A 25,413-nucleotide genomic window follows, 5' to 3' on the forward strand; every position below is an offset into this window, starting at 1 on the left:
ATTACCTATGATTTAAACTGATAGTAAAGTGGCGTGTCAGGAGGTCAAGGCTGTCTAAGTGGCGCCCCAGTTTTTCACCGTGCACATTAAAAGCTTGATTTGACTCTACTGCTAAGTCTGCACTTGATTGAACGACATTCATCAGTTGCCCGGTTTCCGCACTGATAGCTGATTGCTCAACCATTGAACTGTCGACGTCGCTGACCAGGTCGAAAATATTTTGTACAGAAGACAGTATTAGCTGAAAAGCTTTATCGGTTTCATCGGCTTGTATAACCGTTGCCTCTGAAACTTCGACCCCTTCTCCAATAGAGGTAACGCAGGCAACAGTTCCTGTTTTGAGCTCTGCGATGATATCTCTAATATCTTGGGTAGACTCTTGTGTTCTGTGTGCCAGGCTTCTTACTTCATCTGCAACGACAGCAAAACCTCTTCCTGTTTCACCTGCTCTTGCTGCTTCTATCGCAGCATTTAATGCAAGTAAATTTGTTTGGTCTGCTATCTCAGTAATTACGTCAATAACTTTACCGATATTCTCACTACGTTCAGCCAGTTCGCCTACGGTATTACGTGTTTGTTCAAGTGTCTTCGCCAGCTGATTTATTGAACTTACCATTAAGCCTAATTGTTCCCGCCCTTTCACTGTTGCTTCTCTGGACCCCTTAACAGCAGTTAGAGTACTTGATGACGCGTCAGCAACTTTTTCCTGGCTGGCTAACATTTTATCCATTGCAAGTGATATTTCTTTAACATGCTGCTCCTGGCCTGATACAGCATCTGATGCATCCTGAACACAGTTATCAGAGCGATTTTTTGATCGTCTTATATAAAAACAAGTATTATCTAATCTGGCAATGATTGCTCTCATTTCAGTCATTCTTGTCGTTAAAGCGAAGTTAAATACGCCTAACTCATCATTACGGCCTGTAAACAAATATGTGAGAACTGGGTGTCCCGATATTTTTTTACATTCATCCTGAATTGACCTGAACGGTGCAAATAGATAATGAACTATTGCTATTGAAAATAGTGATGATATTGCTATTATTAATGCTTGATTGTATTCTTTATTTGTTATGTTTAATAAGGCAATAATTATAAATGGTATTATTGATGATATTTTTACCTTATTTTCCCATGATAATACGAAGGAATTACCTGCTGGTTTTTTGTTTTCTAACCATTTTGCATACTCAATTTCGGCTCTTTCCTTTGCTTCTTTGGAAGGCAAGCTCCTAACAGACTGATACTCTATAACATTACCACTTTTATCCAAAATAGGTGTCACATATGCATCTACCCAGTAGTAATCCCCATTTTTACATTTATTTTTAACCATCCCGCGCCATGAGCGACCAGATTTTATTGTACTCCAGAGATCAGAAAAAGCTTCTTTTGGCATAGAGGGGTGTCTGATTATATTGTGATGCTGTCCAATGAGCTCTGCTCTTGAGTACCCGGATACTTTCACAAAGTCATCATTTACAAATGTAATATCTCCCTGAAGGTCTGTTGTTGTAATTAGTTTTTCGTCAACAGAGAATGTGACTTCATTTCCACTTTTTTTCATGCTATTTCTCATGATTTTTTCTATATAGGATGTTGCCAGCATAGCGTTTTTTTATAAAGATATGTTATATGTAAATTTCAATATAGAATAACGTTATACTGAGAGGAGAGTTGTTGCCAGTTTGCATATTTTTTAATTTCCAAAGTGGAATAAAATTTTATACATTAGGTAAATCTGTTTTATCCTGTTGGCACTTTATCCAGTGCTCTATTTTTCTCGCATTTAGATACTATAATAACTGTAATGTCTTGTATATCATGCGAGGTATTTTTTTAAAAAATAATTGGGGGTCAGGAAATATAAGGCTATATTTAGAGTAATAATTCTAATTATGGCGTGGGATTAATACAGGTAGCTAACCTAAAGATAAGAATTACCAGTTATGCCTTTTATATCGTTGTAGTACTGTTGCTAAATAGATCGTCATTCAGAACTCTGGTATTGAAGGCATATCATGACAAACGTCTTCCGTGATCAATACGGGTACTCAGTATTTCAGTTTTCATGATGTATTGCAGAGTTTTGCATATGCAGAAAATGTAGCATTTTTCCGATGAAGTAGATTCAGGAAATCTCTCTTAAACCTTTTCCGCTTTTTCTGTTCCAAGACTCTCAATCCTGCAAGGAAATGACCGGTACAACTATTAGTTCCGGTCTGGCAACTGGCAATGAGGTCTTTTATGAAACGTCGTGTTCTCGCTTTTCTGTTGTTGTTCATCACTGTCACCGCTTATGCCGAGCTGAGGAATTACTCCCTGACGCGCTCTGATGGCTCGGATCTTCACTATTACCTGTCTGCGGGCTCTGTGCCTAACACCGATACTTTACTGCTGATCTTACAGGGTTCGGACTGTAACAGTGTGACCCGTATCGACTCTATCTTTACCGATTACCGAAACGTCTGGCCGGAGGCGGATCTGTTGCTGGTGGAGAAATACGGTATTGATCGACAGTTGAGTTACAGCTCTGATGGTGAGCGACAAGATTGCCCGCAAGCGCATTTGAAAGGGGATAGCCCAAGGCAACGGGTTACTGATATCCGGCAGGTACTTGATCAGATTCAACAGAACAACCGCTATCCAAGGCTCATTGCCCTTGGTGGCAGTGAGGGGGCCGTTATCGCCAATCTGCTGGCCAGTGAACGAGAGGTCAGCGCCAGTATCGCCTTTAATGGTGGTGGTCGCTGGTTTAAGGATGATGTGCTGCACAGTATTCAACTGGAATCACCCAATCCAGAGGTTGCCAGAGAAGCGCTGGCCGGGTTTGAAGGTTTTAGTCAGCATATTCTGAATAGTCCTCCGACGGATCTTATTGTCAGTGGACATGCCTATGACTGGTGGCAACAAATGTTATCTCTTGATCAGCAGGCGGTATTGCAGCAGATTGAGTCCCCTGTGCTGCTGATTCAGTCAGGTCAGGATCGTTCGGTTTCTCCTGAAAAACAGGCGCAACTGATTGATGAGTTAAAGGCAGCGGGCAAAGACAATATCCACTATCTGACCTATGATGCACTGGATCATCAATTCAACAAGGCTGACGGTTCCAGTGACAGGAAAAGAGTTGTGGCGGATATCCGTCAATGGCTTAAAAAGTACTGCCTAACAGAGCCTATATAACCGGTTGCATCGGTTGTGGCTGTCTCTCGATGAAGAGCTGCCCGTTGTATAATGCGGGGGATGAGTTAGCCACAGAAGGGGCTGGGCCTGTGATTCTTGACCGGAATGGTGTGCCGGATTAATACCCTATAATAGATGAATTATAATGAATGAAATAGTAACAAGCAGAATACTGCTTGTTACTATATAGGTGTATATCAAAAGCTTCTGTTGATGGAGTTTCCGGTATGAGGTTCAAACTCAACAATACCGATTAGATCCTGACCAAATATAAGATTTCCTGTATTTTTATTGAGCCGCATCGGGCCGTAATTAAGGGAGTTAATTTTCATCGGGCCACCCATACAAAGTGGGAACCAGTCCCAATCATACTTTGCACCACAACTCTTATGGGCAAGCAGATATTTATTCTTAGCCGGGTCATAGGCTGTAACGGTAACAGAGTTCATTTTTCCAGAAATCCAAAACACTTCACGCTTATCATCCCATACGACATGACGCCATGCCGGTGGCTTAGGGCCTTTTCGTGTTATCGCTTTTCGGTCACCGGTTTCAGGGTTTATTTCATAAAATGTCTTTTCACCTGAAGAGTGCGCATAAACCTTTCCATCATGGAAGGTGTAGCCCATCATAGTGCCACGCATATCAAAGCCACGGCCTTTTTTAAGCCCATCGTCACGCTGGCCGCTAAGTGTTAAGAAATCACATTTTTGTCCATCATTACTGATACGGGCAATACCAACACCGCCCATTTTTATATTGCTGAACCCAATCAGGAATGAACCATCTTTGGGGTCAACTGCAAAACCTTCCTGAGTGTACTGAACATACTTTTGGGTTTCCCTGCGGACTGTTTTTCTACCTGAAGGACATTGTCCGTATTTACCATTGCGCCCCTCCCAAACCAGAGAGCGATTACCGGTTTCAGGGTCAATTTTGAATACTCGTGCACCACCGCCTGACTTACCTTGCTCGTAGCCGAAACCATACCAGAAGCCATCAGGGCCTGGCTTTATATCTTTAAGCTCGAAGAAGGAAGGGCCCTCTGCAATCACCTTGTGACCATATTCATCCTGAGCATCACCGCTGATAAAGCGGCGTGACCAGTCGTCCATATTGTAAGCGACCACCAAGCCTTTTGACTCTTTTCCGGCGTCCCACTGTACGGATGCAATTAGTTCATTGTTATCATAGTCAATAAAGCCACCAGTAATTTGCGAGTTATAGAAGTTCGCAAATGAAGGCCCTTCACCAATATTTACCCCCATATTTCTGGCAACTTCTGTGGGGCGCTGACAAACATGAATACCGCCGGTGTTACTCCGGTTTGTACCGCAACGACAATCCGCTGGCAGAGATGTTTTATGTTCTATCTGATGGGTTAGCGGGCAGCTTCTGTCAGCGTATGGGCTATTAGGATCAGTTAAAGATATTTCGTCAGAGAATGCAGGCCCCGACAATATAATAAGTACTGCGGGTAGTATTATTTTTTTGATTATCATGGGAGAGTCCATTTGATCATGAAGTTATTAATTCAGCCCTGCTGGCAGTGGCTGATTATATCCATATGAGTATTTAATTTTTGTTGAATCCGTCACAAATTAATTGACAGCATAATGAAGATCCATTCGTTCATTTATTACGTAAACTGCCTTTCAAATCGATAATTTTTAAGCAAGAGGGCTCCGGGGGATGAAAACAATTTTGGCTTTAAAAACCTGCTTGTTACTGGGCGCTTTAGCATTAGCCGCTTGCACTGGAATACCCGATAAAGTAACACCTGTATCTGGTTTCAAGCTGAAACCCTATTTAGGGGAGTGGTATGAGATTGCGAGATTAGACCATTCCTTTGAACGTGGCCTGAGTCACATTAGTGCGCACTACTCTGTGCGTGATGACGGTGGTATTCGAGTGATTAATCAAGGGTTCAATACTAAAGAGGGTAAGTGGCAACAGGCTGAGGGCAAAGCCTATTTTATCGGAGCTGCTGACCAGGCTCATCTTAAGGTCTCCTTCTTTGGGCCTTTCTATGGCTCCTACATCGTATTTGAACTGGATAAAGAAAATTACCAATATGCTTTTATTTCTGGGCCGGATACAGACTATCTTTGGTTGTTGTCACGAACCCCTGAAGTCTCTGATGCATTGAAACAACGCTTTATTAGTGAGGCGGAAAAACGGGGCTTTGATACCTCCGGTTTGATTTTTCCGGATCAGAGTGCCGCCAGCAAGCCTGAAGGTAAGCCTGAGCTGCTTTCTGAGTGAGGAGTTTCTCCATGAGTTACACTGCGCCAAAGAATCAGATCAACCCCCGAAAGCTGTTGCATAGTAAATGGACTGCCGTAGAACCAATGGATCGGGAAAAGCATTTTCTCGTGACGGAAGTGGAGTTTGATGAAGAGAGCATCGTGACCCACTGCGAACTGGAAGCGGTCATCTCCCACAAGCTATATCCGATTAACTGGCGGGATCTGAAAGATGCCAGTCGCTGGAAACAGGGCTGGAAATAGCCCAGGGCAACCTCGGTGAAATGATGATCAGCCCATTTCCCTTAGTCATATCGTCCATCGAGGCTTTCTCTCTGAGGCTTAATGGATGCAGTGCGTACTCTGCTGCTAAAAAACATAATTTTAGGATCTTCTTATTTAGCTGTGGGTTTTCTTCGTGTAAACTCTTATGACTTAAAAGAATATTCTTATATCGATTTGTTTTATGTTGTCCGGTTTTCATAACTGCCAACATATTGCAGGAGTGAACTGATGAAAAAAAACCTTACAATCCCGGCAATGGTTGTAGCTTTAAGCAGCTCTCTGGTGGCGCAGGCTGAAACTCAGAGTTCGGAGCAACTCAAGGCTGAGGCTAAAACCGTGATTCAGACTTTGGGGAAAAACCTGATGGGCGAGCTGAAGTCCGCGGCACAGGAAGGTGGGCTACCCGCTGCTATTCAAGTCTGCAATACCAAGGCATTACCGATGACAGATGATGTTTCCGGAATGAAGGGATGGCAGATCAGCCGTACCAGCCTTCGGTTACGTAATCCACAGAATGCTCCGGATGCATGGGAGCGGCAGGTACTTGAGCAGTTTGCTGTTCAGGCGGAGCAGGGTGCAGATCTTAAAAAGCTGGCATACGCTGAAGTGATAACAGGCGACAATGGCGACAAAAAGATGCGTCTGATGAAAGCGATTCCTGTGGCTGAGCAGTGTTTAGCCTGTCATGGCAGTAATCTTAAGCCTGAAGTCGGCGAACGTCTGCAGGTACTCTATCCCCATGATAATGCGACAGGGTTTAAGGCCGGTGATCTGCGGGGTGCTTTTTCTCTGGAGAAACAGCTTTAAATAGCCTATATATCCGGTAAGCAGATGACACCTGTTAATGGGAATAAAGATCGATTCTGAATCGGTCTTTTTTTGTTGCCTGATCTTTCTCCCATCAACCGATTTTAGTGTTGTCGGCGACCGGCCAGATAACTGGCCAGCAGAATCAGTCCACCACCTATTATCTGGATACTGCTCAGGCTTTCGCCGAGCCAGATGATGGCGAACAGTGCACCGAAAGCGGGTTCTGATCCGGTCAGTAGTGCGACCCGGGATGAACTGGTGTGACGCACACCATAGTTCTGGGCAAACAGTGCAAACAGAGTACAGAAGAAGGCCAGGTAAAAAGCTGCCAACCAGAAGGTTACCGACTGAGGGATCAGCTGAGTTACCGGATCGTCGCTGAAGGCAAAAATGATCAGTGCGCCCACGGCCACCACATTGGATTGAATACTGGTGGTGCTGATGGCTGACAGTGCGCTGTTTTTTGATAAACGTTCAGTGGTGACGACCATAACTGCCCGTAAAAATGCGGCCAAAAGAATCAAAAGATCGCCCTGATTTAAGCTAAAGCTGCTATCAGGGGTTCCCTCATGACCGGTTTGCGTCAGCAGGTACACCCCAAAGAGTGACAGTAAAGCACAGCCAAGAATCAGAGGCTCAGGGCGCTGATGTTTGACGATGGCCTCAATAAAGGGTGTTATCAGGATACAAAGGCTGATCAGAAAGGCGGCTCGGGAAGCACTGGTATGAAAGATACCATAGGTTTCTGCCAGAAAAATTGCCAGTAAAATCAGTCCAGTAGGTAGAGCCCGATAGAAATCTCCTGTTCTGCCCTGGTGCATCTCCCGCAAAAACATCGGTAACAACATTACCGAGGTCAGACTGAACCGGATAGCGATAAAGGCCAGGGCACTGGTGAAGACCAGAGCTTCTTTTGTGACGCCATAGCTGGTCCCCCAAAAAAAAGCCACCAAAAGCAGCGAAAACTCAGGAATCGGCAGACGGCCTTGATACTGATTCAGGCCTTGACGATTCAGTCGAAGACCTAAGGTTAAACGAGAGCTTTCAGTTTGCATAAGGGGCCTGTTTCTGATGAATGCTGAGGTGCTTGTCAGGTATTTCTGTCTTCGCCACAAGGGGTGATAAACAGCGCTGTTTGTTTATGGGGGAGCATGCTAACTTTAAACTTTTAGCATGATAATCACCCATTAATTCAAAAGACTTGTGACTCATGGACACAAATAAATTGATTCCTCTGTTGCCGGATATGGCTGCCTATGTGGCTGTAGTGGAAACCGGAAGCTTTACCCGAGCCGCTGAAAAGTTGGGGATTACGCCATCAGGAGTCAGCCGTCAGGTCTCCCGCCTGGAAAAAGCCCTTTCTGCAGTTCTGATTGAGCGCACTACTCGCCGACAAACAACTACCCAGCTTGGGCGAGAAGTGTACGAGCAATGCCGTAATATGCTTGATAGTGCCCGTGAAGCTGTATCGGCCACAGAAAGCGAGGCGACGGAGGTACGTGGGCGCTTACGTATTGCCGTACCCAAAGCCTTTGCCCGTCAGGTATTGGAACCGCATTTGAGGCAGTTTATGCGGCGATATCCGGCGATCTCGCTACATCTTCAGGTAACAGATCAGCGACTTGATCCTGGTTATCACGATGTGGATATTGTGTTTGTCGTGGCAGCAGAACCTCTCGGGCATCTGGTGAGCAAAAACATTGGCCCGGTTCGTTCAGTGCTTTGTGCCAGTCCTGACTACCTGCAACGCCGGGGGTGGCCGCAGCAACCAGTCGATCTGATGGCCCATGACTGCATTCCTCTGGGGTTATTTGAGCAGGATAATCACTGGTTGCTGACCCAGGGGGAGCGTAAAGAGAAGATCTCCGTCGATGGCCGATATCTGAATAACCATTCTGAAATGCGCTTACTGGCGGTAAAAGATGGTTTTGGCATCGGTATTTTCCCTGATTTTGTGGTAAGAAATGCACTTTCGGAAGGTGATGTCGTGGAGGTACTACCGGATTGGACTCTGCACAGCGATTTTCAGGGTGGTGTTTATATGCAGTATTTGCCCATGCGCTTTATGCCGGGAAAAATCAGAGCTTTTATCGATTTTATTGTCGACCTTGATCTTCTGGTATAGCGCAAATCGCCCACAGGTAATGGGCATTGACGAAAAGCCTGTAGGGCGGCTAGTGTGGAAGTCTGTATCGACCCCCAATACTATCAACTTCCAATACTATCAACCTCCAATACTATCGACTTCAGTACAATAAAAAGGAAAATGGCGATGACACAGCATTCAGGCTCCTGCCTTTGCGGTTCGGTAAAATATCAGCTAGACGGTGACTTTCATAACTTTTTTCTCTGCCATTGCAGTTACTGTCAGAAAGACACGGGCAGCGCTCATGCGGCTAATCTGTTCAGCAAAGATGCCCAGCTGACATGGCTAAAGGGACAGGATAAGGTCACTTTCTACAATCTGCCGGAAACCCGTCATGGGCGCAGTTTTTGCAGTATCTGCGGCTCCCCTGTGCCCACAAGTTTAGGTGACGGTAAACTGGTGATGGTGCCTGCGGGGAGTATGGACACGCCGGTAACAATTAAGCCTACGGCTCATCTGTTTATCGCCAGTAAAGCCGACTGGGAAAAAGACCTGGATCAGGTGCAACGGTTTCAGGGTTATCCGGAGTGAGTCCCTGAGTTGCACTCCTGATCTGGTTGCTCTGGAAAATAATACCCGTAACCCGAAATGCTTAAAGCCCTGGACTTCCGCCGTCACAGGGCTTTTTTGCATCTGATTTTAGGGACTGCTTTTTTAAGGCGGGTGCTGATTCATTTTTGTCAGGGTTTTTCTTGAACTATATGATATGGTTTGTATTCATTTTATAATGATTCATATATGTTTTGTATTTATTGGCCGCAAGTGGCCCGGAGTAATCAGTGGGTATCGTAAAAATCAGTGATGAGCTGCACGACGAAGTGCGCAAAGCCAGCAGTACTATGGTGCGTTCAATTAATGCTCAGGCGGAATTTTGGATTAAGGTAGGGATGTTGGCAGAGATGAACCCAACGCTAACCTTTACCGAGCTGATGCGGGAGCAGATGAAACAAGCTGAGCTGAGTGGTTTGATCTCTGAATCTGATGGGAGTAAAGCTGCTGCAGAGGAGGCCGGAGTCCATGAGTAAAATCAGTCTGAAATCCCCGGAAGAGCTGGCGCTGATGCGTGAGTCTGGCCGACTCTTGGCTAAGGTTTTTGCCCACCTGGATACTCAGGTGAAAGAGGGCGTGACGACCATGCAGATCAACGACTGGGTGGAGCACTATATCGTGGATGAGCTTAAAGCCCGCCCTGCCAGTAAAGGTCGGTATGGTTATCAGTACTCACTGAATACCTCGGTCAATGAAGTGGTCTGTCATGGGGTTCCATCGGATCATAAGCTGCTGAAATCCGGTGATATCGTCAACGTGGATATCACTCTGGAGAAAAATGGGTTTATTGCCGATTCCAGTAAGATGTTCTGCATTGGATTTGTGACGCCGCTGGCGAAAAAGCTGGTGGAGAAAACCTATGAGGCGATGTGGCAGGGTATTCATCAGGTTAAGCCCGGTGCCACCTTAGGTGATGTGGGTGCGGCGATTGAGCGCTTCGCCAAAGCAAATGGCTATTCTGTTGTACGGGATTACTGCGGTCACGGTATCGGCCGCGAGATGCATGAAGAGCCGGAAGTACTTCACTATGGTACTCCGGGAAAAGGTCTGACTCTGAAAGAAGGCATGACCTTTACCATAGAGCCTATGATCAATCAGGGTAAGGCAAAAATTAAGACTAAACGTGATGGGTGGACGGTGGTTACTGCAGATAAAAAACTTTCCGCCCAGTGGGAGCATACGATTGCAGTAACGGCAGACGGTTATGAAGTACTTACTTTAAGGGATGAGGAGCGGCAACATCACCCTGATGGCTTCAGATAAGGCATTGATAAATGCAGATAAAGAAAGCGGCTTGATGGCCGCTTTTTTTATACCTTTCATATGCCTGCATATGGGTAGTGTAAATATTGTAAATCCGATAAGAATTTATAACGTTTGTTTTTGATAATCGTTATCATTGGAGTGCTTGAAGTTCAGGCTTCTGGATAATTAGCCGGCGAAGTCCGGTGTTGATAATGACCCTTCTGTTCTTATTGGAGTTTTACTATGCTTTCTGCGCTTTCTGTTGTCCGCAGGTCACTGCGACCGGGTTTTCGTTTAACCATTTTAGCTTCCTCTTTGGCGCTGGCCCACCAAGGCTCTGCTATGGCGGAAGAAGCAGGTTATTCGGATACCCTCATTGTCAGTGCTTCGGGAACTGAGCACACTCGTATGACCGCTCCTGCCTTTACCACCGTCATAGATGCCCAAGCGTTGCGGGATAATCCGGCACAAAGTGTAGCGGATCTTGTTGGCCGCAGTGCAGGTGTCAGCAATACCAAAGATAGTACAGGTCGTGATGAGATCCGTGTTCGAGGTATGGCGGGGAGTTATACATTGATTCTGGTGGATGGACGGCGTGTTTCCTCATCAAACGCCCTCTGGCGTGGCGGGGATTTTGATTTCAGCTCCATTCCCCGCTCAAGTATTGAGCGCATTGAGATTGTACGTGGCCCTATGTCATCTCTGTATGGTGCTGACGCTATGGGTGGCGTGATTAACATTATTACTAAAAAAGGTGGTGGCGAGTGGCAAACCACCCTGGATGCCAGCTACGAAATGGTGACTTCCGGTGAAGAGGGCCAGGAGCTTCGCGCTAACCTGAACTCCTCTGGTGCCGTCAATGATGATGTTTATCTGCGCTTTAGTGCTGAGATCTATAACCGGGATGCCTGGTTCGAAGATAAAGAAGACAGTGTACCTGCCCAGGAAGAGAAAGAGGCACGGAATATCTCTGCTGGTGTTAGCTGGGATATTGATGACCAGCAGACTCTGGATGTTGATCTTGGTATTAACCGGGATGACCGACCCTATGCTGAGTACAGCGCTAACTCATTCCGTGAACAGAGTATTGAGCGCAATACCTTTGCGGTAGCCCATAGAGGACGTTGGGACTGGGGGAGTAGCTATCTGTCCCTGAACCATGAAAGTGGTGAAATTGATGATTATAACAATCGATATACAGCCCCTGAACAACGTTACCTGGAAGAGGAAAATACTAAGCTTGAGGGCCGAGCCAGCCTGAAGGTAGGAATAAACCAAGTCACTATGGGCACAGAATATCAGCATCAGCTGGTAAGTGATAAAGACTCCTTTGCTGAAACCGGAGAGAGCAAGGCAGATCAGATGGCTGTGTTTATAGAAGACCAGATCAGCCTGACCGATCAGCTAACCCTGACCCTGGGTGGCCGATACGACCACCATGAAGTTTACGGTGGAGAATTTACGCCCCGTGGTTTCGTTGTCTATCAGCTGAATGACAGTCTTTCTTTGAAAGGTGGCGTCAGTAAAGCCTATAAAGCTCCGGCACCTTATCAGCGGGTTGGGGAATACCAGATCGTTAGTTGTGGCGGTGGCTGCTTTATTACCGGTAATGATGATATTGAGCCGGAGACCAGCCTGAATTATGAGCTGGGCGTTGAGGTACAGCAGAAACGTTTCCACCTGAGTGCTGTGGCGTTCAAGTCTGAGGTGGAAGATATGATTAACCGGAGTGCGAACGGTAGCGATTATATCTGGGAAAACCAGGATGAGGTTACGGTTGAAGGGATCGAGCTGCAAGGTTCAACCCACTTAACGGATAGCCTGTCACTGGATGCCTCCTTCACTTACCTTAATACAGAGGATGGTGATGGGAATCCTCTGACTTATCGCCCGGAACAGAAGCTGGATGCGGGTGTTAACTGGAAAGCGACGGATAAGATAAGCAGTCGCCTTGGTGTGAGTTATCTTGGCGAGCAGTACAGCGATGCTACTACTAAACAGGATGCTTACACTCTGCTGGACCTGTCCGTTAATGCTCAGGTTAGTCAGGGACTGACAGTTCGTGGTGGCGTTAATAACCTGACAGATGTCAGCCTGGATGATGACGATGATAACTACTACAGCAATATTGTCGCCCGGAGTCTCTATATCGGTGCCAGCTACGACTTCTGATAGCAGGTACTAACCTATCTACTTATTTAGGGTTGCTGACTGGCAACCCGCTTTTCTCCATATCCATTTTTGCTAGCGGTATAACTGAATTTGGTTAAGTCTATTACCGCTACAGAACACTTCGGGAAATATTATGCTGAAGTTTATCCGGTCTCTTGTTCTACTGAATCTTATTTCATTTCAGGTTCTGGCTGAAACACCCTCTAACTCAATAGTGAAACCGGTCGTCGCCAGACTTCCTGTTAATGAGGCCTTTGTGCTTGAACAGTCTGCGGGGAAAGTGTTTCACCTGACGTTAGGGGAAGGTGAGTACCTTCGGGGGGATCTAAAAGCGGATCATCCTTTTGACGCTATCATTAGCATGGGGAACGGGCACGTTGTCCGTCAGGTAAGCCAGCCCCATAGCCGGGATGCCCGTATCTTTTTTCAGGCTAAAACAGAGGGAACTTACCAGCTCAGAATTGTTGCCGGAGTGCAGGAAACGACATTTAACCTGCGACTGAACTCCGTCCCACTCATGACTGAAGGCATCAAACCGACACCTGTGTTGATCTCGGATGCGATGCAGAACGCTTTTAAAGCTCTGCAACAGGGAGGAGCACCAGATGCTATCTGGCAACAGCTAACACGTAATGGAACGCCCCTGATTGAAACCCTTGAAGGTGTTAACGATAAACTGAGGGTTACTTTTCTATGGCGGGGAGCGAAAGAGCGGGTGTTGATGCTTGGGGCGCCAGGCTATAACCATGACCCTCTCTATCGGCTTGGTGATTCGGATATCTGGTACAGAAGTTATGATCTGCCATCGGATACCCGTATAAGTTATCAGCTGGCACCGGATGTTCCTCAGGTCGCTGCAGGTGGGCGTGAGCAGAGGATAGCTATTCTGGCCACGGCGCAAAGGGACCCGGAAAACCCGAATCAGTGGGCACCGGATGGTGTTACGGATATCTACGGCGTGAAATCCATACTGGAATTGAAGGATGCACCTTCAGATGATGCTCTGAAGGATCAGCAGTCCATCGAAAAGGTCGCAGAGTATGCCTTAGAAAGCCACAATTTAGGCAATACCCGGGCGGTGGATATCTGGGTATCAGAAGAGCTGAGACAGCTTGCACCGGGCAAGATGGTTCCGTTAGCTATTTTCTTTGATGGCAAGGCCTATCAGAGTAAAGTCCCAACCCCCCGGATTCTGCACAATCTTGTTGCGGAGAACAAGATTCCACCTTTGGTGGCCGTCTTTGTTAATAACCCCTCAAATTCTGCCCGGATAAAGGAGCTGCCCTGTAACCCAGATTTTGCTGACTTTATGGCAGAAGAGTTGCTGCCGTTTGTTCGACAAAAAACGGGATACCGTTTTAGTGCGGGTCAGACGTTGTTAGCGGGTTCCAGCTTTGGTGGACTGGCCTCAAGTTGCACTGCACTGCGTTACCCTGAACTATTTGGCAAAGTGCTGAGCTTATCCGGTTCTTACTGGTGGAGCCCTTCTGACTCTGACCGTCCTGAGTGGCTGCCTGCCCATTTTGCAGAGGTGGATAAAAAGCCGATTCAGTTCTATCTGAGTGCTGGTCGCTTTGAAACTAATTATGGTGAGAGTGGTATTTTGAGCTCCAATCGCCACTTTGAGCAGGTTCTCCGGCTTAAGGGGTACCTCGTTAAATTGGAAGAGTTTAGTTCGGGCCATGATTACTTTCACTGGCGGGCGACTTTGGACCGAGGGTTGATACATCTTCTGGGGAAGAGATAGTAGGTGTCAGGCAGCATACAGTACAGGGCACTGAAAAGCGTTTCTCCCGGTGGCTGACAAGGGTTAGAAAAGAGGCTGGTTAAAGCAGCCTCGTTTTACTGTTGATCACATATTGTGATAAGAGGGGGAGACACTTGCCGCTTTATCGATGAAGGTAAGTTCTTTGCGTGCAGCCATGCAGGCTTTCCTTTTTGCATAAAAACAACAAGATTACTGAATCTGGCTGGCTTCGGAGAGGCATGCTAGAATCCTTGCATTCCACAGAACCTTCTGAAAACTGATCCCATATCTTGAAGCCTGCAAACGAGTCGAATATTAAAATATCAGCCCCTGTTCTGGTGATGGACTCGGGTGTTGGCGGTTTGTCTATTGCTGCCCATATCCGTAAAACCTGCCCGGATACACCTCTGTTTTATCTGGCTGACAACGGGGCGTTTCCCTACGGTGATAAAGACGAAGGCTGGCTGGTGGATCGTGTGGTCAAGCTGGCGTACCAGTTGGTTAATCAATACCCAATCAAACTATTAGTTCTTGGGTGTAATACGGCAAGTACCGTGGTTTTGCCTGCACTTCGTAAGGCACTGTCAATTCCAGTTGTTGGGGTCGTACCTGCCATCAAGCCAGCGGCAGCTCTGAGTCTGAGTGGTCATATTGGTTTGCTGGCAACACCGGGAACGGTCAATCGTAGTTATACCGATCAGCTGATCTCAGATCATGCTGCCCGCTGTCAGGTAACCCGGGTTGGGTCAACCGAGGTGGTTCGGCTTGCTGAAGATAAACTGGCCGGTATACCCGTTGATCTGACGAGGCTGAAGCAGGCGGTGTCACCCCTGTTTGAATCTGAGACGCTGGATACTGTTGTTCTGGGATGTACTCATTTCCCACTATTACGGGATGAGTTAGAAAAGATTCAGCCCCGTAATATCCATTGGGTTGATTCCGGCGCTGCCATCGCCCGTCGAGTTGCTATGCTGCTGAGCCAAACCCCAGCTCAATGTTTGGCTGGAAAGAACGCTGTTCAGAGTGATCTTCTGTTCCTGACCCAGGCGCTTTCGAAAGAGGCTTCTTTGATGAAATCCTTTCGACACAATGGTTTTTCCCAACTGGTGATATTAGAGCATGAGACGCACTGCTCTAGTGGCTTTTAACGCTAAAGACGCTCCTGTTACCCCCCTGAGACATAAAGGCCCAGTTGCCCCTATTTTGCCCTAGCTTTGTCCCGAAATATTTTCCCTTAAGTGTATATTTGATTATTGGTTATTTTACCGGTATGTCTGGGATTATTTTACTTTCCGATTAGGCGTACTTTTTGAATGGTTTTTCCCTATGAAATGTTAAAAAACCTGAAGGCTCTCGTATTATTGCCCGTTATCAGGGTGACTTATTACCCATTATCAGAGCAACTACGATGAGCCGATAATCGGTTTTGACCGAAATTTCGATGATTTCAAAATGACGGTGATCGGTAACAACTGGCTACCCGAACTATAGAAAAGGAACTTCACAATCATGTTGAATTATTTTCAGAATAGATCCTTGGCTGCTCAGCTCTCAGTGGTGATAGCAGTGCTTATGATTCTGGCCAATGGCCTGATAACCATTACTCTGACAGAAAAAGCCCGGGAGAACCTTGAGACGGAAGCCGAGAATGCTTTAGCCCAACAGAGTGACCTGGTTTCCGGAATGTTGGAATTTTACTATCGGGATAGCTTTTTGAATGCCCAGCGCTTGTCCGATATTTTTTTTAATATGTTCCCCCAAGGGGTTCGCCTGAGTGGCCAGAAAGTACAGGTTGCCAACTATCAAACTTTAGCGCTGGCCGATGAATCCGGAGCGATTAATGGTGACTTCACTAAACCCGATCAGTTCACCCGAATGACCGGCGGCACTGCGACGGTATTTGCCCGCCATGGTGATGATTTTCTGCGTATCAGTACATCCCTTAAAAAACAGAATGGCGAGCGTGCCTTTGGCACGCTGTTGGGCACAGGACACCCTGGTTATAAGACCCTGATGGCGGGTAAAGCCTACCATGGCGTAGCTCATCTTTTTGGCCGTGATTATATGACGATTTACCGTCCGGTACAGGATGGAGGCAAGACTATCGCTGTGCTCTATATCGGTTTTGACCTGACTAAGGGGTTAGCAGAACTGAAAAAAACACTGGCGAAAATGCGGATCGGTGAAACAGGTTACGCCACCATTGTAGCGGGATCAGACAGTAAAACCCCCGGTAAAATCCTGATGCACCCTAAGCTGGAAGGGCGCAATATTTTACAGGTTACAGCGGAGGATGGCAGCAGCCCGTTTCAGGTATTGTTGCAGAATGAGTCGGGTGTTCTGCGTTATGACGATCAGGTGGCAGGTGCAGGTAGCCGTGAAAAGCTGGCTGCCTATCGCCAGATTGAAGGTTGGGGTTGGGTTGTTTTATTAGGTAGTTACAGCGATGAATTTGCCGGTACCAGTATTATGCTTAGGAACACTATGATCGTGCTGATGTTGGCATCAACATTCGTGATTATTCTGATCAGCGGCATCATGTTGTACCGACGTTTATCACCATTGAACAAGGTCACACAGGATCTGGTGAGAATCGGCCGGGGAGATTTGAAAGTTCAGGCTGAACGCCTGACAGTGGATACGGATTGCAACAACGAAACTCGTCTGTTACGTAAGGCGACCCATGAGATGCACTCTGGACTAAAAGATCTGGTGACTCAATTAAGTCAGGCTTCAGCCGCCCTGAAAGATAGTGTTGTTCAGGTTCAGGGTGCCAGTGCTAACACAGAGAATGCGGTCGATCAGCAATCCCTTGAAATCCAGCAGGTCGTTTCTGCTATGGAAGAGATGTCTGCTACCACGGCAGATGTTGCCGAGAATGCCAGAGGTGCAGCGGATACCACTTCTCTGGGGCAGGATAAAGTATCGGAAGGGTACGATGCATCGGATATGGTATACAGCAGTATTGATATTCTTGTGTCAGAGATGGAACGTGCCTCAGATTTTATTCAGGAGGTTTCTACGGAGAGCAATAATATCAGTAACTTTATGAACACAATTAGTGAGGTTGCTGAACAGACCAATTTGCTGGCGCTGAATGCTGCTATTGAGGCGGCCCGTGCCGGAGAGTCTGGTCGTGGGTTTGCTGTTGTGGCAGATGAGGTACGAACTTTAGCAGGACGTACGCAGGAGGCGACCTCTGAAATTACTCAACTAGTTGACCGTTTGCAAAGTAAGATTGACCAAGCGGTGCAAGCGATCAGTAGCAGTAACCAGGCCTCCAGAGAAAGTCGTGAACGTACGGGTGAGGCTCGTGTTGCGTTAAAAGAGATCCGTTCCTACATGACAGATATTTCAGATATGGGGCGCAGTATTGCCGCCGCCGCAGAGCAGCAGGCTTCGGTCGCAGAAACCGTGACTCAAAGTCTGCATAGTATTCATCAGCTTTCAGGTCATACCCGCAGTCAGAGTGATACCACTGTGGCCGCCAGCGAAAGCCTGCAGCAGGTTGCCGATGATATTGAGCAGAAGCTGTCTCATTTCAGGCTCTGAGGCAGGGCTTTAAGCTCCGGCTAACAGGCATACTACCATTAGCCGGTACATAATCTGACTCACGTGGTTTTTCCGCTTTCAGGGGCGAGGTTAGCTGACATTTAGCTTAAAGCACTCATTCAGCAGCCATTGCCCCCCTTTACCCAGAGGCTTGTGTCGGCTCCAGACAACATCAACACCCTGAAGAGAAGCATCCTGCTGATAGGTGCGCTTCAGGGCAACCAGGGTGCCTTGTTCTAATTGCTCCTTCACGACAGCCTCATGTAACGATGCCCAGCCCAGTCCAGCGGAGAGGACTTCTGCGATGACAAAGGGACTTTCTGCATACCAGACCTTAGGGCTCAGAATCTGCTCTTCATGGCTTTTATCTTCCAGGTCAAGGCTTCTTGGCACCAGCTGTCGATAACGCCTTAAATCACTATGGTCGACCTGATCTAGTTTAGCTAAAGGGTGATGACGGCTGCAGACGGGTAGCTTCCGTGAATGGCCTATGCCGCGAAAGAGAAAGCCTTTTGGATAATGCTCCTGTTCCATCATAAGCCCCAGATCTGCTCGTCCGGAGCGCAGCAGACTTGGCACATCGCTGGTGCCGGGGTCGAGTAGTTCCAGCTCGATATGGGGATACTTTTCTTCAAACACGATCAACAACTCCATCAGGGGTTGTGCGGAAACATTTTGCTCAATCGCCAGGCACAGATGACTCTCTTCACCGGCATTTAGCGCCATGGCCCGACTGATGAAGTCGTGATGGCTTTCCATAATCGAGTAGGCTGAGCGTAACAGGGTTTCTCCTTCTTCCGTCAGTACCGGGCTGCGTTTACTGCGATCAAATAATTCTACCCCCGTTTCAATTTCCAGGTTGATGATGGCATTACTGATAGCGGACTGAGCCTTCTTTAGTCGCCGGGACGCGGCTGAAAAAGAACCGGTTTCTGCTGCGGTAATGAAGGCGTTTAACTGGTCGGGATGTGGCATCGTTTTTATCTCATCAGGTAGTGCTCAACCTATCTATAAATCAGATAGAAACTAACTTTTTTTATCATAATAATCCATAGAATGCCTAGGCATAAATAGCAGACGCTATCGGGTTTTAAACATCTTTAAGATTTGGTGACTGCTCGCAACGTGATAAAGCATGGCGTAGTACAGACTGCGTTATCAGTATTTGGAGGCATATTATGAGTGATAAAAAAATTGTAATTCGTTCTGGTCTGGACCGGGTTCGCTATGTGCTGTTATTTGAGGTTCTGCTACTTCTGGTACTGGCCCCGGCTATCGCTTTTGTCTTTGATAAAGAAACCTCTGATACCGCTGCTTTGACTTTGGTTTTGGCGGCAAAGGCGATGATCGTCAATATGATCTACAACTATTTCTTCGATAAGTTTGATGCAAAGCGTGGTGTTGTGCCCACAGAGCGTACGGGTCTGCAGCGGGTGTTTCATGCAATGGGTCTTGAGGTTGTTCTGACGATTACGTCATTGCCTATTGTGGTTTGGTGGCTGGATATTGCTATCTGGCAGGCACTGGCAATGGATGCTCTGGTGATGGCCTTTATTGTGGTTTACACCATGGGCTTTACCTGGTGCTACGACCGTCTGTTTCCGGTTGCTCAACCGAAACAGGATCTGTTTGAGGCGGGTGATGCAGCCTGATTGATAATACGTTGAAAGGTTCTTATTTACTGTTTTTTACAACTCCCGTGAGTATGATGATGGCCCCGGATAACCTGGTTATTACGGGGCTTTTTTTGATATATATCAGTACATAAAGCAGTAGTAAGCGTACTCTGAAGGTAAAGCAGAGACCGCTGAATTAATCTATGAAACTCAAAGGGTTAAGGTTTGGAACCTGTAGCGAAGGGTTGAATTTTCCCTTTGAATCACAAGGTTAGAGAGTGAGTCGCTGAAAAAATAACTCAGGAGAAAGCTATGCCTATTGAACATCATGACCTACTGAATGAATTGCCGGAATATAAAGACCAGATTCATGCACTGAAAGTAAGTAATGCGCATTTCCGTAAGCTGTTTGATGAATACCATGAGTTAACGAAAGATGTTGAAAACATGGAGTCTGAACAGAAGCCGGTTGCCACTGAGGTGGAAGAGGCCGCTAAGGTACGTCGCCTGAAGCTGAAAGATGAAATGTTTGCTATGTTGAAAGAAGCTTAAGGGTCTGGGGGAGTTGTTGGTCTTTTGGTTTGCCTGAAGATTAACTGAACCAGATTACATTAAGGGTCGCGGCTTTGCTTTATTGAAGTCTGCGGCCTTTCTTTATTTAGCTTCGGGTTTTTGGTCTACCCTGATTTTAACCGGAGCACTTTTAACAAGGTGGTTATGCTTATGGATATTCAAGCCATTAAAGACAAGCTGAGTGCAGAGCTGGAGAGCTTAACATCACGTCTTAGCCATATTGAGCGGGATGTTTCCCAGTCTCATTCCAGTGATTCTGCCGAGCAGGCCCAGGAGCGGGAAAATGACGAAGTTCTGGATGAGATCGGTAATGAAACCCTGCACAGCATTGAGCAGATCAAAGCGGCACTGAAGCGCATCGAAGAGGGTGAATATGGCATTTGCGAAAGCTGCGGTGATGAGATTGCCATTGAACGTTTGCAAATTTTGCCGGAAACCACGTTCTGCGTGAAGTGCGCCGAATGATCTTAGCCTTTATCAGGTGCTGTGATGCTGCAGCACCTGATACCTCAAGTTTTCATCCTGCCTTTTTTTGTCTACTCAAAAGCTTATTTAGCCCTTTGTAGACTCAGGGTCATTACCGTAGCTGTGCTTGGCACGGATCTGACCATTATCACCGCGATGGATCGACACCTCTGATCCGCGTTTTTGAGCCAAATCCCGTGTTTGTTCAAACGCCCCTTGCTGGGTGCTTGATGTTACGCTGGCACGGGATGCGCCCTGGCGCTTACCACGCCACTGCCCGTCATCGCCTTGGTAGACGTTGTAATCGTCTTTAGACATAAAAAATACCTCATGAGTGAAGTTCGTAAAGTTAAGGATCACCTGTGCTAAAAAGCACAATTATTACATAGGTATTTGTACAGGTTTTACAAGGCTTGCTTGAAACTTAATTTAGTCGTGGCTTATTGATCGAGCAGTGCAAACGGATGTTTTCATACCGATGGTATCACCATAATGGTGATATCCTCGCAGTTTGAGCTTATGTTGGAGATGAGATACGAAAAGAGGGTTTCTCATCATGAATGACGAAGGGTAAAATTTGATAAATATCAGATAATTTAGGGATGATTTATGAAAGAAAGATGGCCAGCCCCGTCTAGCTGGGTGTATCGCCAAGCATGTAACTTCTTATCTGCAGCAGACTTGCTTTTGGATTCTCCAAATACTGCCGTTGAACCATATTTTGTTAATGCGGGATTAGCGGTCGAGTTGTTCCTTAAATCCTGTTTATCTGTTGATCATTTTGAAGAGTATGGCTCAGTTATCACTATTGGTGATGTTGAGCCTTCCGCAACTTCTAAAATGTTCGTCTACAAGTTTTCTGAAGTTGAGAGCGAAAAATCTAAAACTCATTGTTTGCCGACCCTTTGGAGTCAGATTTCGCAAGAAAGGCGGAACATAATAAACAGGGAGTTTTCGAAGTCTGGAAAATTCAAAGGGTATAAGAAGTTTTGTTCTGTTTTAAATAAATTAGATGGCCTGTTTGTTGATGCAAGATATTCATACTCTGATCCTGAGTTCTTTGAGAAAAGAAAGGCGTATTTCTTGCCGCTCCATGCTGCAAGCTTTTTAAAAGAGGCTGTATGTCAGCTGGAGGGTGTTCCTTAAAGTATTTTAAATTGAGGGGGGGCTTAACCTGACCTGAACCGAGGTTTTGGGCAACATGCCGGACAGCACCATCCAGTGCTTTTTTGTCCTGCTTGTTCAGTTTCTTAATGGTACGTTCAAATAATGGTGTCTGCTTAATCCTGATCTGAGAACACATAGTCGGTTAACTCACCGTTTTTAGCCTGTTCCAGGCTGATTAAAAGATCACGGATGAGCGGGTAAGACAGATCAGGGTTTTGTTCCGCAACGCGGCCAACCTGTGCCCAGTATTCAATCTGGCCACCGGTGGAACGACACATTGCTTTGGATTCGGTTTCAGCGATTTGTACGAAATCTGCTGACATCTTTACGCTGCGTTGTGCCATAACTAAACCTTTTGCCTTGCCTGCTCATTAACTCGAGGTTTATGAGTGTGCATTCTTGCAGTCTCCTTTTTTGCATCCATGCTCGCTTCCCTGCCTTTCTCGTTTATAGTGAGTTCTATTGCATCCAATGCAACCGCACGCTATTACTATTGTTTGGTGTCTAAAGGTGACTATATGCCACCTTTGGTGTCTTTTCAAATGGTTTAGCTGGACGGGTTGGTTGGGGATTCATCTGCAGGCAGGTGCGTCGGGTGAGGCCTTAGCTGGCAGAAAAGCTGCGGATGTCGGTGGAATCTATGATCAAGCAGGTAGGGCGCGTGCAAAAGACTGGAATAGGTAAGGCTTCAAGTGCACCCTCTCTTAATGTCGCTTAAATTATGTATCTCAGGTATTGAAACCTGAGAGTGGATTGTAATACCAGAGTGAGGCGCTGGTGATCAGCCACATAATCACGCCGTAATGCAGGTTATTCTTCAGCGCCTGCTTTGTACTGATAAAGTAGCGCCCCCGCAATGAAAGGTTCATTCCTGACATTGGGCTGCAGGCCGTTCCTATCCCCCAGCTGGCAAGAAAAACCATCGCCAGCAGATCCATCGGTGGTTCCGTGGGCACCATAAGGCCACTGATGGTGGCAATGCTGATCACAGGGTGAACCCCCAGAAGCGAAAGAATCAGCATGGCAAGCAGCAATAATGATGTCACCAGTGGTGTCAGCTGAGGAATCGGCAATTGATCCGAATAGAGTGTAAACAGAGTCCCCAGTCCTGCTGCCATCGTGCCCGCTGCCAGAAACAGCGCCAGTTCGTTACCCATGCGGGCAAGACGGGTATTGGTATGGTTTCTCAGTTTTTTCACCAGCGGCTTACGTTTAAACAGCAAAACACCAACGGCCGTTAACGGTGAAAGAATACTGATAATCTGTAGCACTGAGAGCGTTGGGAACAGGTAATGGGCGCTAATCACCGCCAATGCCAGAAATGCCGGTAAGGCCAGACTATTGATCCGCATCGGATAGCCAGTAAAGGAATCAGCTTTTGGCCGCAGCTCAAAGTAGGTAATCAGAATACCGGTAATCGCCAGTGGAATACCTGCCTGCATCAGTACCAGAAGGTTAGCACCAGGAGCATAAGTTAGCGCAACCGCAACGGCGGCAAAAAAGGGCGACCAGAATGCCCCCGCGCAAAACGCCCGGGATAAAACCTGGTGTTGGGTATTTTTTAGTGTGTTGCCATCGCCGCTGGCGGAGGCAAAGCGATCCGCCATAATGAAAACGATCGACATATTGATCACAGCACCAAACAGATGGACGCCTGCTAACGTTTGTTTAAGAGCTGTTTTTCCTTCCGATAGGGCTTCCGGTTCCTCATCGGGCTCTTTAGCGGCAACCATGGACAGAAAGCTCACTGCCATCAGCATTGCCAGCAGATTACCGTTTGAACTGATCGCTGTCTGCCAGGGCAGATCTGCACCTTGTATCACACTCCACCCCATACTGCCGAAGCCCACCAGCATCAGAAGCCCAGCCTGACGGCGGGTTGCAACTGCCAGTTGACTCCAGCTAAGGGCCAGTGCAGTCCAGAGCAGGAGCCCCGGCCAGATCAACGACAGATGGGTGATCGGGTTACTGGCGGTCAGCAACAGAGCCAAAACCATAGCGCCGCCGATCAGCTGATAGCGCACAGAAGGTTTATCCGCAGGGTTAACAGGAGGCTGTGGCTGAGATAGCTCGGGTTCGTGAGGCTGATCGGGCTGAGAAGATAACTGAGTTTGAATGCCGTTATCGGTAGTCTGAGACACAGAGACCTGCCCACTTCAGAATAGGGTTGTGTTGAATTGGCCAGCGCTCCTTACCCGCCTATGCTGAAGCGGTAGGCTGTAAAAGAGATCAAAACAGAATAAACAAACTGACCATTAGATAGGCTCATCATACGCTGATGGCAAGGCTTTTTCGAGCAGCGGCTGTGGGGCAAATTGAGAAATAATCAATCAGTCCCAGGTTCGGCAGACTTGAGCTGAGGGGATTTCCTGTTATGCTCTGCGCCCTTGTAAAACACTGTCCATCAGCCAGTGATCAATCTACCGAACATTGAGGTTATTCCGTGGCCCTACCCGTTGTTGAACCTGAAAACTATACCGCCCTGCTTGAAGAGAAAGCCAACCGGATTCGTGAGCAATTCGCAGCTTTTCATCCGCCAGAGCTGGAAGTCTTTGCGTCGCCAGCCAGCCACTACCGTATGCGTGCCGAGTTCCGCGTTTGGCACAAGGGTGATGATCTCTTCTATGTGATGTTTGATATCGGTGAAGATCCGAAAACTGACCGCAAAACCGTGCGAATGGATCAGTACCCGGTGGCCAATGAGCGTATCAATGAATTGATGCCTGCCCTGCTGGATGAGATCCGTGATGTGTCGGAACTGCGCCGTCGTCTGTTTCAGGTGGAGTTTCTCACCAGTCAATCCGGTGAAGCCCTGATTACCCTGATCTACCACCGTGCCCTGGGTAATGAGTGGGAAGCACTGGCCCGTGAACTGCAGACCAAACTGGGTGTGCGCATTATTGGCCGTAGCCGCAAACAGCGCATCGTACTGGATCTGGATTACGTGATCGAAACCATGAAGGTAGGAGAGCGCACACTGGAATATCAGCAGGTAGAAAACAGCTTCACCCAGCCGAATGCAGCTCTGTGCGAAAAGATGCTTAACTGGGCCGTAGATGTCAGCAAAGGCGTGGGCGGTGACTTAGTCGAGCTGTACTGCGGTAATGGCAACTTTACCCTGGCGCTGGCGGATAACTTTGATCATGTGGTCGCAACCGAAATATCCAAGACATCGGTACGTTCTGCCCACTTCAATATCGAACGTAACGGTATTGAAAATGTGAAGGTCGCCCGGGTTTCCAGTGAAGAGTTCAGCGATGCTTTAGCGGGTAAAACTGAGATGCGTCGTCTGGAAGGTTTTGATCTGGACCGCCGTAACTTCACGACCGTGCTGGTGGACCCGCCTCGCGCCGGTCTGGATGAAAACACGGTGCAGCAGATCGCTCAGTACGACAATATTATCTATGTTTCCTGCAACCCGGACACCCTGCATGAGAATATGCTGGAACTGAACAAGACCCATAAAGTGGTACGTTTTGCCATGTTTGATCAGTTCCCGTATACCCATCATATTGAAAGCGGTGTCTTTATGGTACGTCGCTGACCATGTGAGCTGTTGCTCTTCCGTTTAAGTTTCACTGCCGATATGAAAAGCCCTGTTCGTTGCTGCTAGGCACTGAACAGGGTTTTTGCTTTTCAGGTTCTTTGCATTCT

Annotated in this window: 24 protein-coding genes; 17 read left to right on the forward strand and 7 right to left on the reverse strand. The window is 47.1% G+C overall.

Annotation, left to right across the window (positions count from 1 at the left end; genetic code table 11):
- Window position 1: 1 nt before the first annotated feature.
- Window positions 2–1,612 (reverse strand): methyl-accepting chemotaxis protein, encoded by a 1,611-nt coding sequence (locus BTA35_RS12170; RefSeq protein ID WP_078320090.1) that lies wholly within the window; start codon window positions 1,610–1,612, stop codon window positions 2–4.
- Window positions 1,613–2,250: 638 nt separating this feature from the next.
- On the opposite strand from BTA35_RS12170, the gene BTA35_RS12175 reads away from it, so the two are divergent.
- Window positions 2,251–3,186 (forward strand): alpha/beta hydrolase family protein, encoded by a 936-nt coding sequence (locus tag BTA35_RS12175; protein WP_078320091.1) that lies wholly within the window; start codon window positions 2,251–2,253, stop codon window positions 3,184–3,186.
- Between the two features lie 197 nt (window positions 3,187–3,383).
- Here BTA35_RS12175 and BTA35_RS12185 read toward each other — a convergent pair whose 3' ends face one another.
- Window positions 3,384–4,688 carry a hypothetical protein gene (locus BTA35_RS12185; RefSeq protein WP_139363662.1) on the reverse strand — a complete coding sequence of 435 codons (1,305 nt, stop codon included), beginning with the start codon at window positions 4,686–4,688 and terminating at the stop codon, window positions 3,384–3,386.
- Between the two features lie 190 nt (window positions 4,689–4,878).
- Here BTA35_RS12185 and BTA35_RS12190 point away from each other — a divergent pair, with 190 nt between their 5' ends.
- The 3 genes from BTA35_RS12190 to BTA35_RS12200 all read left to right on the forward strand — a co-directional run bounded on the left by BTA35_RS12190 (window position 4,879) and on the right by BTA35_RS12200 (window position 6,524).
- Window positions 4,879–5,451 carry a lipocalin family protein gene (locus BTA35_RS12190; RefSeq protein ID WP_078320093.1) on the forward strand — a complete coding sequence of 191 codons (573 nt, stop codon included), beginning with the start codon at window positions 4,879–4,881 and terminating at the stop codon, window positions 5,449–5,451.
- Between the two features lie 11 nt (window positions 5,452–5,462).
- Window positions 5,463–5,696, forward strand: a complete 234-nt coding sequence (locus BTA35_RS12195; protein WP_078320094.1) for a TIGR02450 family Trp-rich protein — start codon at window positions 5,463–5,465, stop codon at window positions 5,694–5,696.
- 249 nt (window positions 5,697–5,945) lie between these two features.
- Entirely contained in the window at window positions 5,946–6,524 is a 579-nt protein-coding gene (locus BTA35_RS12200; protein ID WP_078320095.1) for a Tll0287-like domain-containing protein, read from the forward strand.
- Window positions 6,525–6,628: 104 nt separating this feature from the next.
- Here BTA35_RS12200 and BTA35_RS12205 read toward each other — a convergent pair whose 3' ends face one another.
- Window positions 6,629–7,582, reverse strand: coding sequence for a DMT family transporter (locus tag BTA35_RS12205; protein WP_078320096.1), 954 nt, complete (start codon window positions 7,580–7,582; stop codon window positions 6,629–6,631).
- 155 nt (window positions 7,583–7,737) lie between these two features.
- Here BTA35_RS12205 and BTA35_RS12210 point away from each other — a divergent pair, with 155 nt between their 5' ends.
- The 8 genes from BTA35_RS12210 (at window position 7,738) to BTA35_RS12245 (ending at window position 17,938) form a co-directional block, all read left to right on the forward strand.
- Window positions 7,738–8,652 (forward strand): LysR family transcriptional regulator, encoded by a 915-nt coding sequence (locus BTA35_RS12210; protein WP_078320097.1) that lies wholly within the window; start codon window positions 7,738–7,740, stop codon window positions 8,650–8,652.
- Between the two features lie 147 nt (window positions 8,653–8,799).
- Window positions 8,800–9,204: a GFA family protein gene (locus BTA35_RS12215; protein WP_078320098.1), complete on the forward strand. Its 405-nt coding sequence runs from the start codon at window positions 8,800–8,802 to the stop codon at window positions 9,202–9,204.
- A gap of 248 nt (window positions 9,205–9,452) precedes the next feature.
- On the forward strand, window positions 9,453–9,698 hold the full coding sequence (locus BTA35_RS12220; protein ID WP_078320099.1) for a ParD-like family protein: 246 nt from the start codon (window positions 9,453–9,455) through the stop codon (window positions 9,696–9,698).
- On the forward strand, window positions 9,691–10,485 hold the full coding sequence (map, locus tag BTA35_RS12225) for a type I methionyl aminopeptidase (RefSeq protein ID WP_078320100.1): 795 nt from the start codon (window positions 9,691–9,693) through the stop codon (window positions 10,483–10,485). Before BTA35_RS12220 ends, map begins: the two co-directional genes overlap by 8 nt.
- A 225-nt stretch (window positions 10,486–10,710) precedes the next feature.
- Window positions 10,711–12,639 carry a TonB-dependent receptor plug domain-containing protein gene (locus BTA35_RS12230; RefSeq protein WP_078320101.1) on the forward strand — a complete coding sequence of 643 codons (1,929 nt, stop codon included), beginning with the start codon at window positions 10,711–10,713 and terminating at the stop codon, window positions 12,637–12,639.
- Between the two features lie 133 nt (window positions 12,640–12,772).
- Entirely contained in the window at window positions 12,773–14,386 is a 1,614-nt protein-coding gene (locus BTA35_RS12235) for an alpha/beta hydrolase-fold protein (RefSeq protein ID WP_078320102.1), read from the forward strand.
- Window positions 14,387–14,676: 290 nt separating this feature from the next.
- The gene (gene murI / locus BTA35_RS12240; protein WP_078320103.1) at window positions 14,677–15,534 is read left to right on the forward strand and encodes a glutamate racemase; all 858 of its coding nucleotides are present in this window, start codon (window positions 14,677–14,679) and stop codon (window positions 15,532–15,534) included.
- Window positions 15,535–15,922: 388 nt separating this feature from the next.
- Complete coding sequence (locus BTA35_RS12245) at window positions 15,923–17,938, forward strand: methyl-accepting chemotaxis protein (RefSeq protein WP_161489876.1); 2,016 nt, start codon at window positions 15,923–15,925, stop codon at window positions 17,936–17,938.
- Window positions 17,939–18,028: 90 nt separating this feature from the next.
- Here the strand turns inward: BTA35_RS12245 and BTA35_RS12250 are convergent, their stop codons facing one another.
- A complete protein-coding gene (locus BTA35_RS12250) occupies window positions 18,029–18,913 on the reverse strand; it encodes a LysR family transcriptional regulator (RefSeq protein WP_078320105.1) in 885 nt (294 codons plus the stop codon).
- A 203-nt stretch (window positions 18,914–19,116) separates the two neighbouring features.
- On the opposite strand from BTA35_RS12250, the gene BTA35_RS12255 reads away from it, so the two are divergent.
- The 3 genes from BTA35_RS12255 to BTA35_RS12265 all read left to right on the forward strand — a co-directional run bounded on the left by BTA35_RS12255 (window position 19,117) and on the right by BTA35_RS12265 (window position 20,592).
- Window positions 19,117–19,590, forward strand: coding sequence for a PACE efflux transporter (locus tag BTA35_RS12255; RefSeq protein ID WP_078320106.1), 474 nt, complete (start codon window positions 19,117–19,119; stop codon window positions 19,588–19,590).
- A gap of 276 nt (window positions 19,591–19,866) precedes the next feature.
- Complete coding sequence (locus BTA35_RS12260; RefSeq protein ID WP_078320107.1) at window positions 19,867–20,106, forward strand: HP1242/YdcH family protein; 240 nt, start codon at window positions 19,867–19,869, stop codon at window positions 20,104–20,106.
- A 171-nt stretch (window positions 20,107–20,277) separates the two neighbouring features.
- Window positions 20,278–20,592 carry a TraR/DksA family transcriptional regulator gene (locus tag BTA35_RS12265; protein ID WP_238377585.1) on the forward strand — a complete coding sequence of 105 codons (315 nt, stop codon included), beginning with the start codon at window positions 20,278–20,280 and terminating at the stop codon, window positions 20,590–20,592.
- A gap of 87 nt (window positions 20,593–20,679) precedes the next feature.
- On the opposite strand, the gene BTA35_RS12270 is transcribed toward BTA35_RS12265, so the two are convergent.
- Complete coding sequence (locus BTA35_RS12270; RefSeq protein ID WP_078320109.1) at window positions 20,680–20,910, reverse strand: DUF2188 domain-containing protein; 231 nt, start codon at window positions 20,908–20,910, stop codon at window positions 20,680–20,682.
- 291 nt (window positions 20,911–21,201) lie between these two features.
- Between BTA35_RS12270 and BTA35_RS17940 the strand changes: the two genes are divergently transcribed.
- Window positions 21,202–21,738: a hypothetical protein gene (locus BTA35_RS17940; protein WP_078320110.1), complete on the forward strand. Its 537-nt coding sequence runs from the start codon at window positions 21,202–21,204 to the stop codon at window positions 21,736–21,738.
- Window positions 21,739–21,872: 134 nt separating this feature from the next.
- Here the strand turns inward: BTA35_RS17940 and BTA35_RS12280 are convergent, their stop codons facing one another.
- Together BTA35_RS12280 and BTA35_RS12285 are read right to left on the reverse strand one after the other, a co-directional pair.
- Window positions 21,873–22,103, reverse strand: a complete 231-nt coding sequence (locus BTA35_RS12280) for a TA system antitoxin ParD family protein (RefSeq protein WP_078320111.1) — start codon at window positions 22,101–22,103, stop codon at window positions 21,873–21,875.
- Window positions 22,104–22,487: 384 nt separating this feature from the next.
- On the reverse strand, window positions 22,488–23,900 hold the full coding sequence (locus tag BTA35_RS12285; RefSeq protein ID WP_078320112.1) for a hypothetical protein: 1,413 nt from the start codon (window positions 23,898–23,900) through the stop codon (window positions 22,488–22,490).
- A 302-nt stretch (window positions 23,901–24,202) separates the two neighbouring features.
- Here BTA35_RS12285 and trmA point away from each other — a divergent pair, with 302 nt between their 5' ends.
- Complete coding sequence (gene trmA / locus BTA35_RS12290; RefSeq protein WP_078320113.1) at window positions 24,203–25,303, forward strand: tRNA (uridine(54)-C5)-methyltransferase TrmA; 1,101 nt, start codon at window positions 24,203–24,205, stop codon at window positions 25,301–25,303.
- Window positions 25,304–25,413: the final 110 nt, after the last annotated feature.

The organism is Oceanospirillum linum, from assembly GCF_001995095.2.
GTDB lineage: Bacteria > Pseudomonadota > Gammaproteobacteria > Pseudomonadales > Halomonadaceae > Oceanospirillum > Oceanospirillum linum.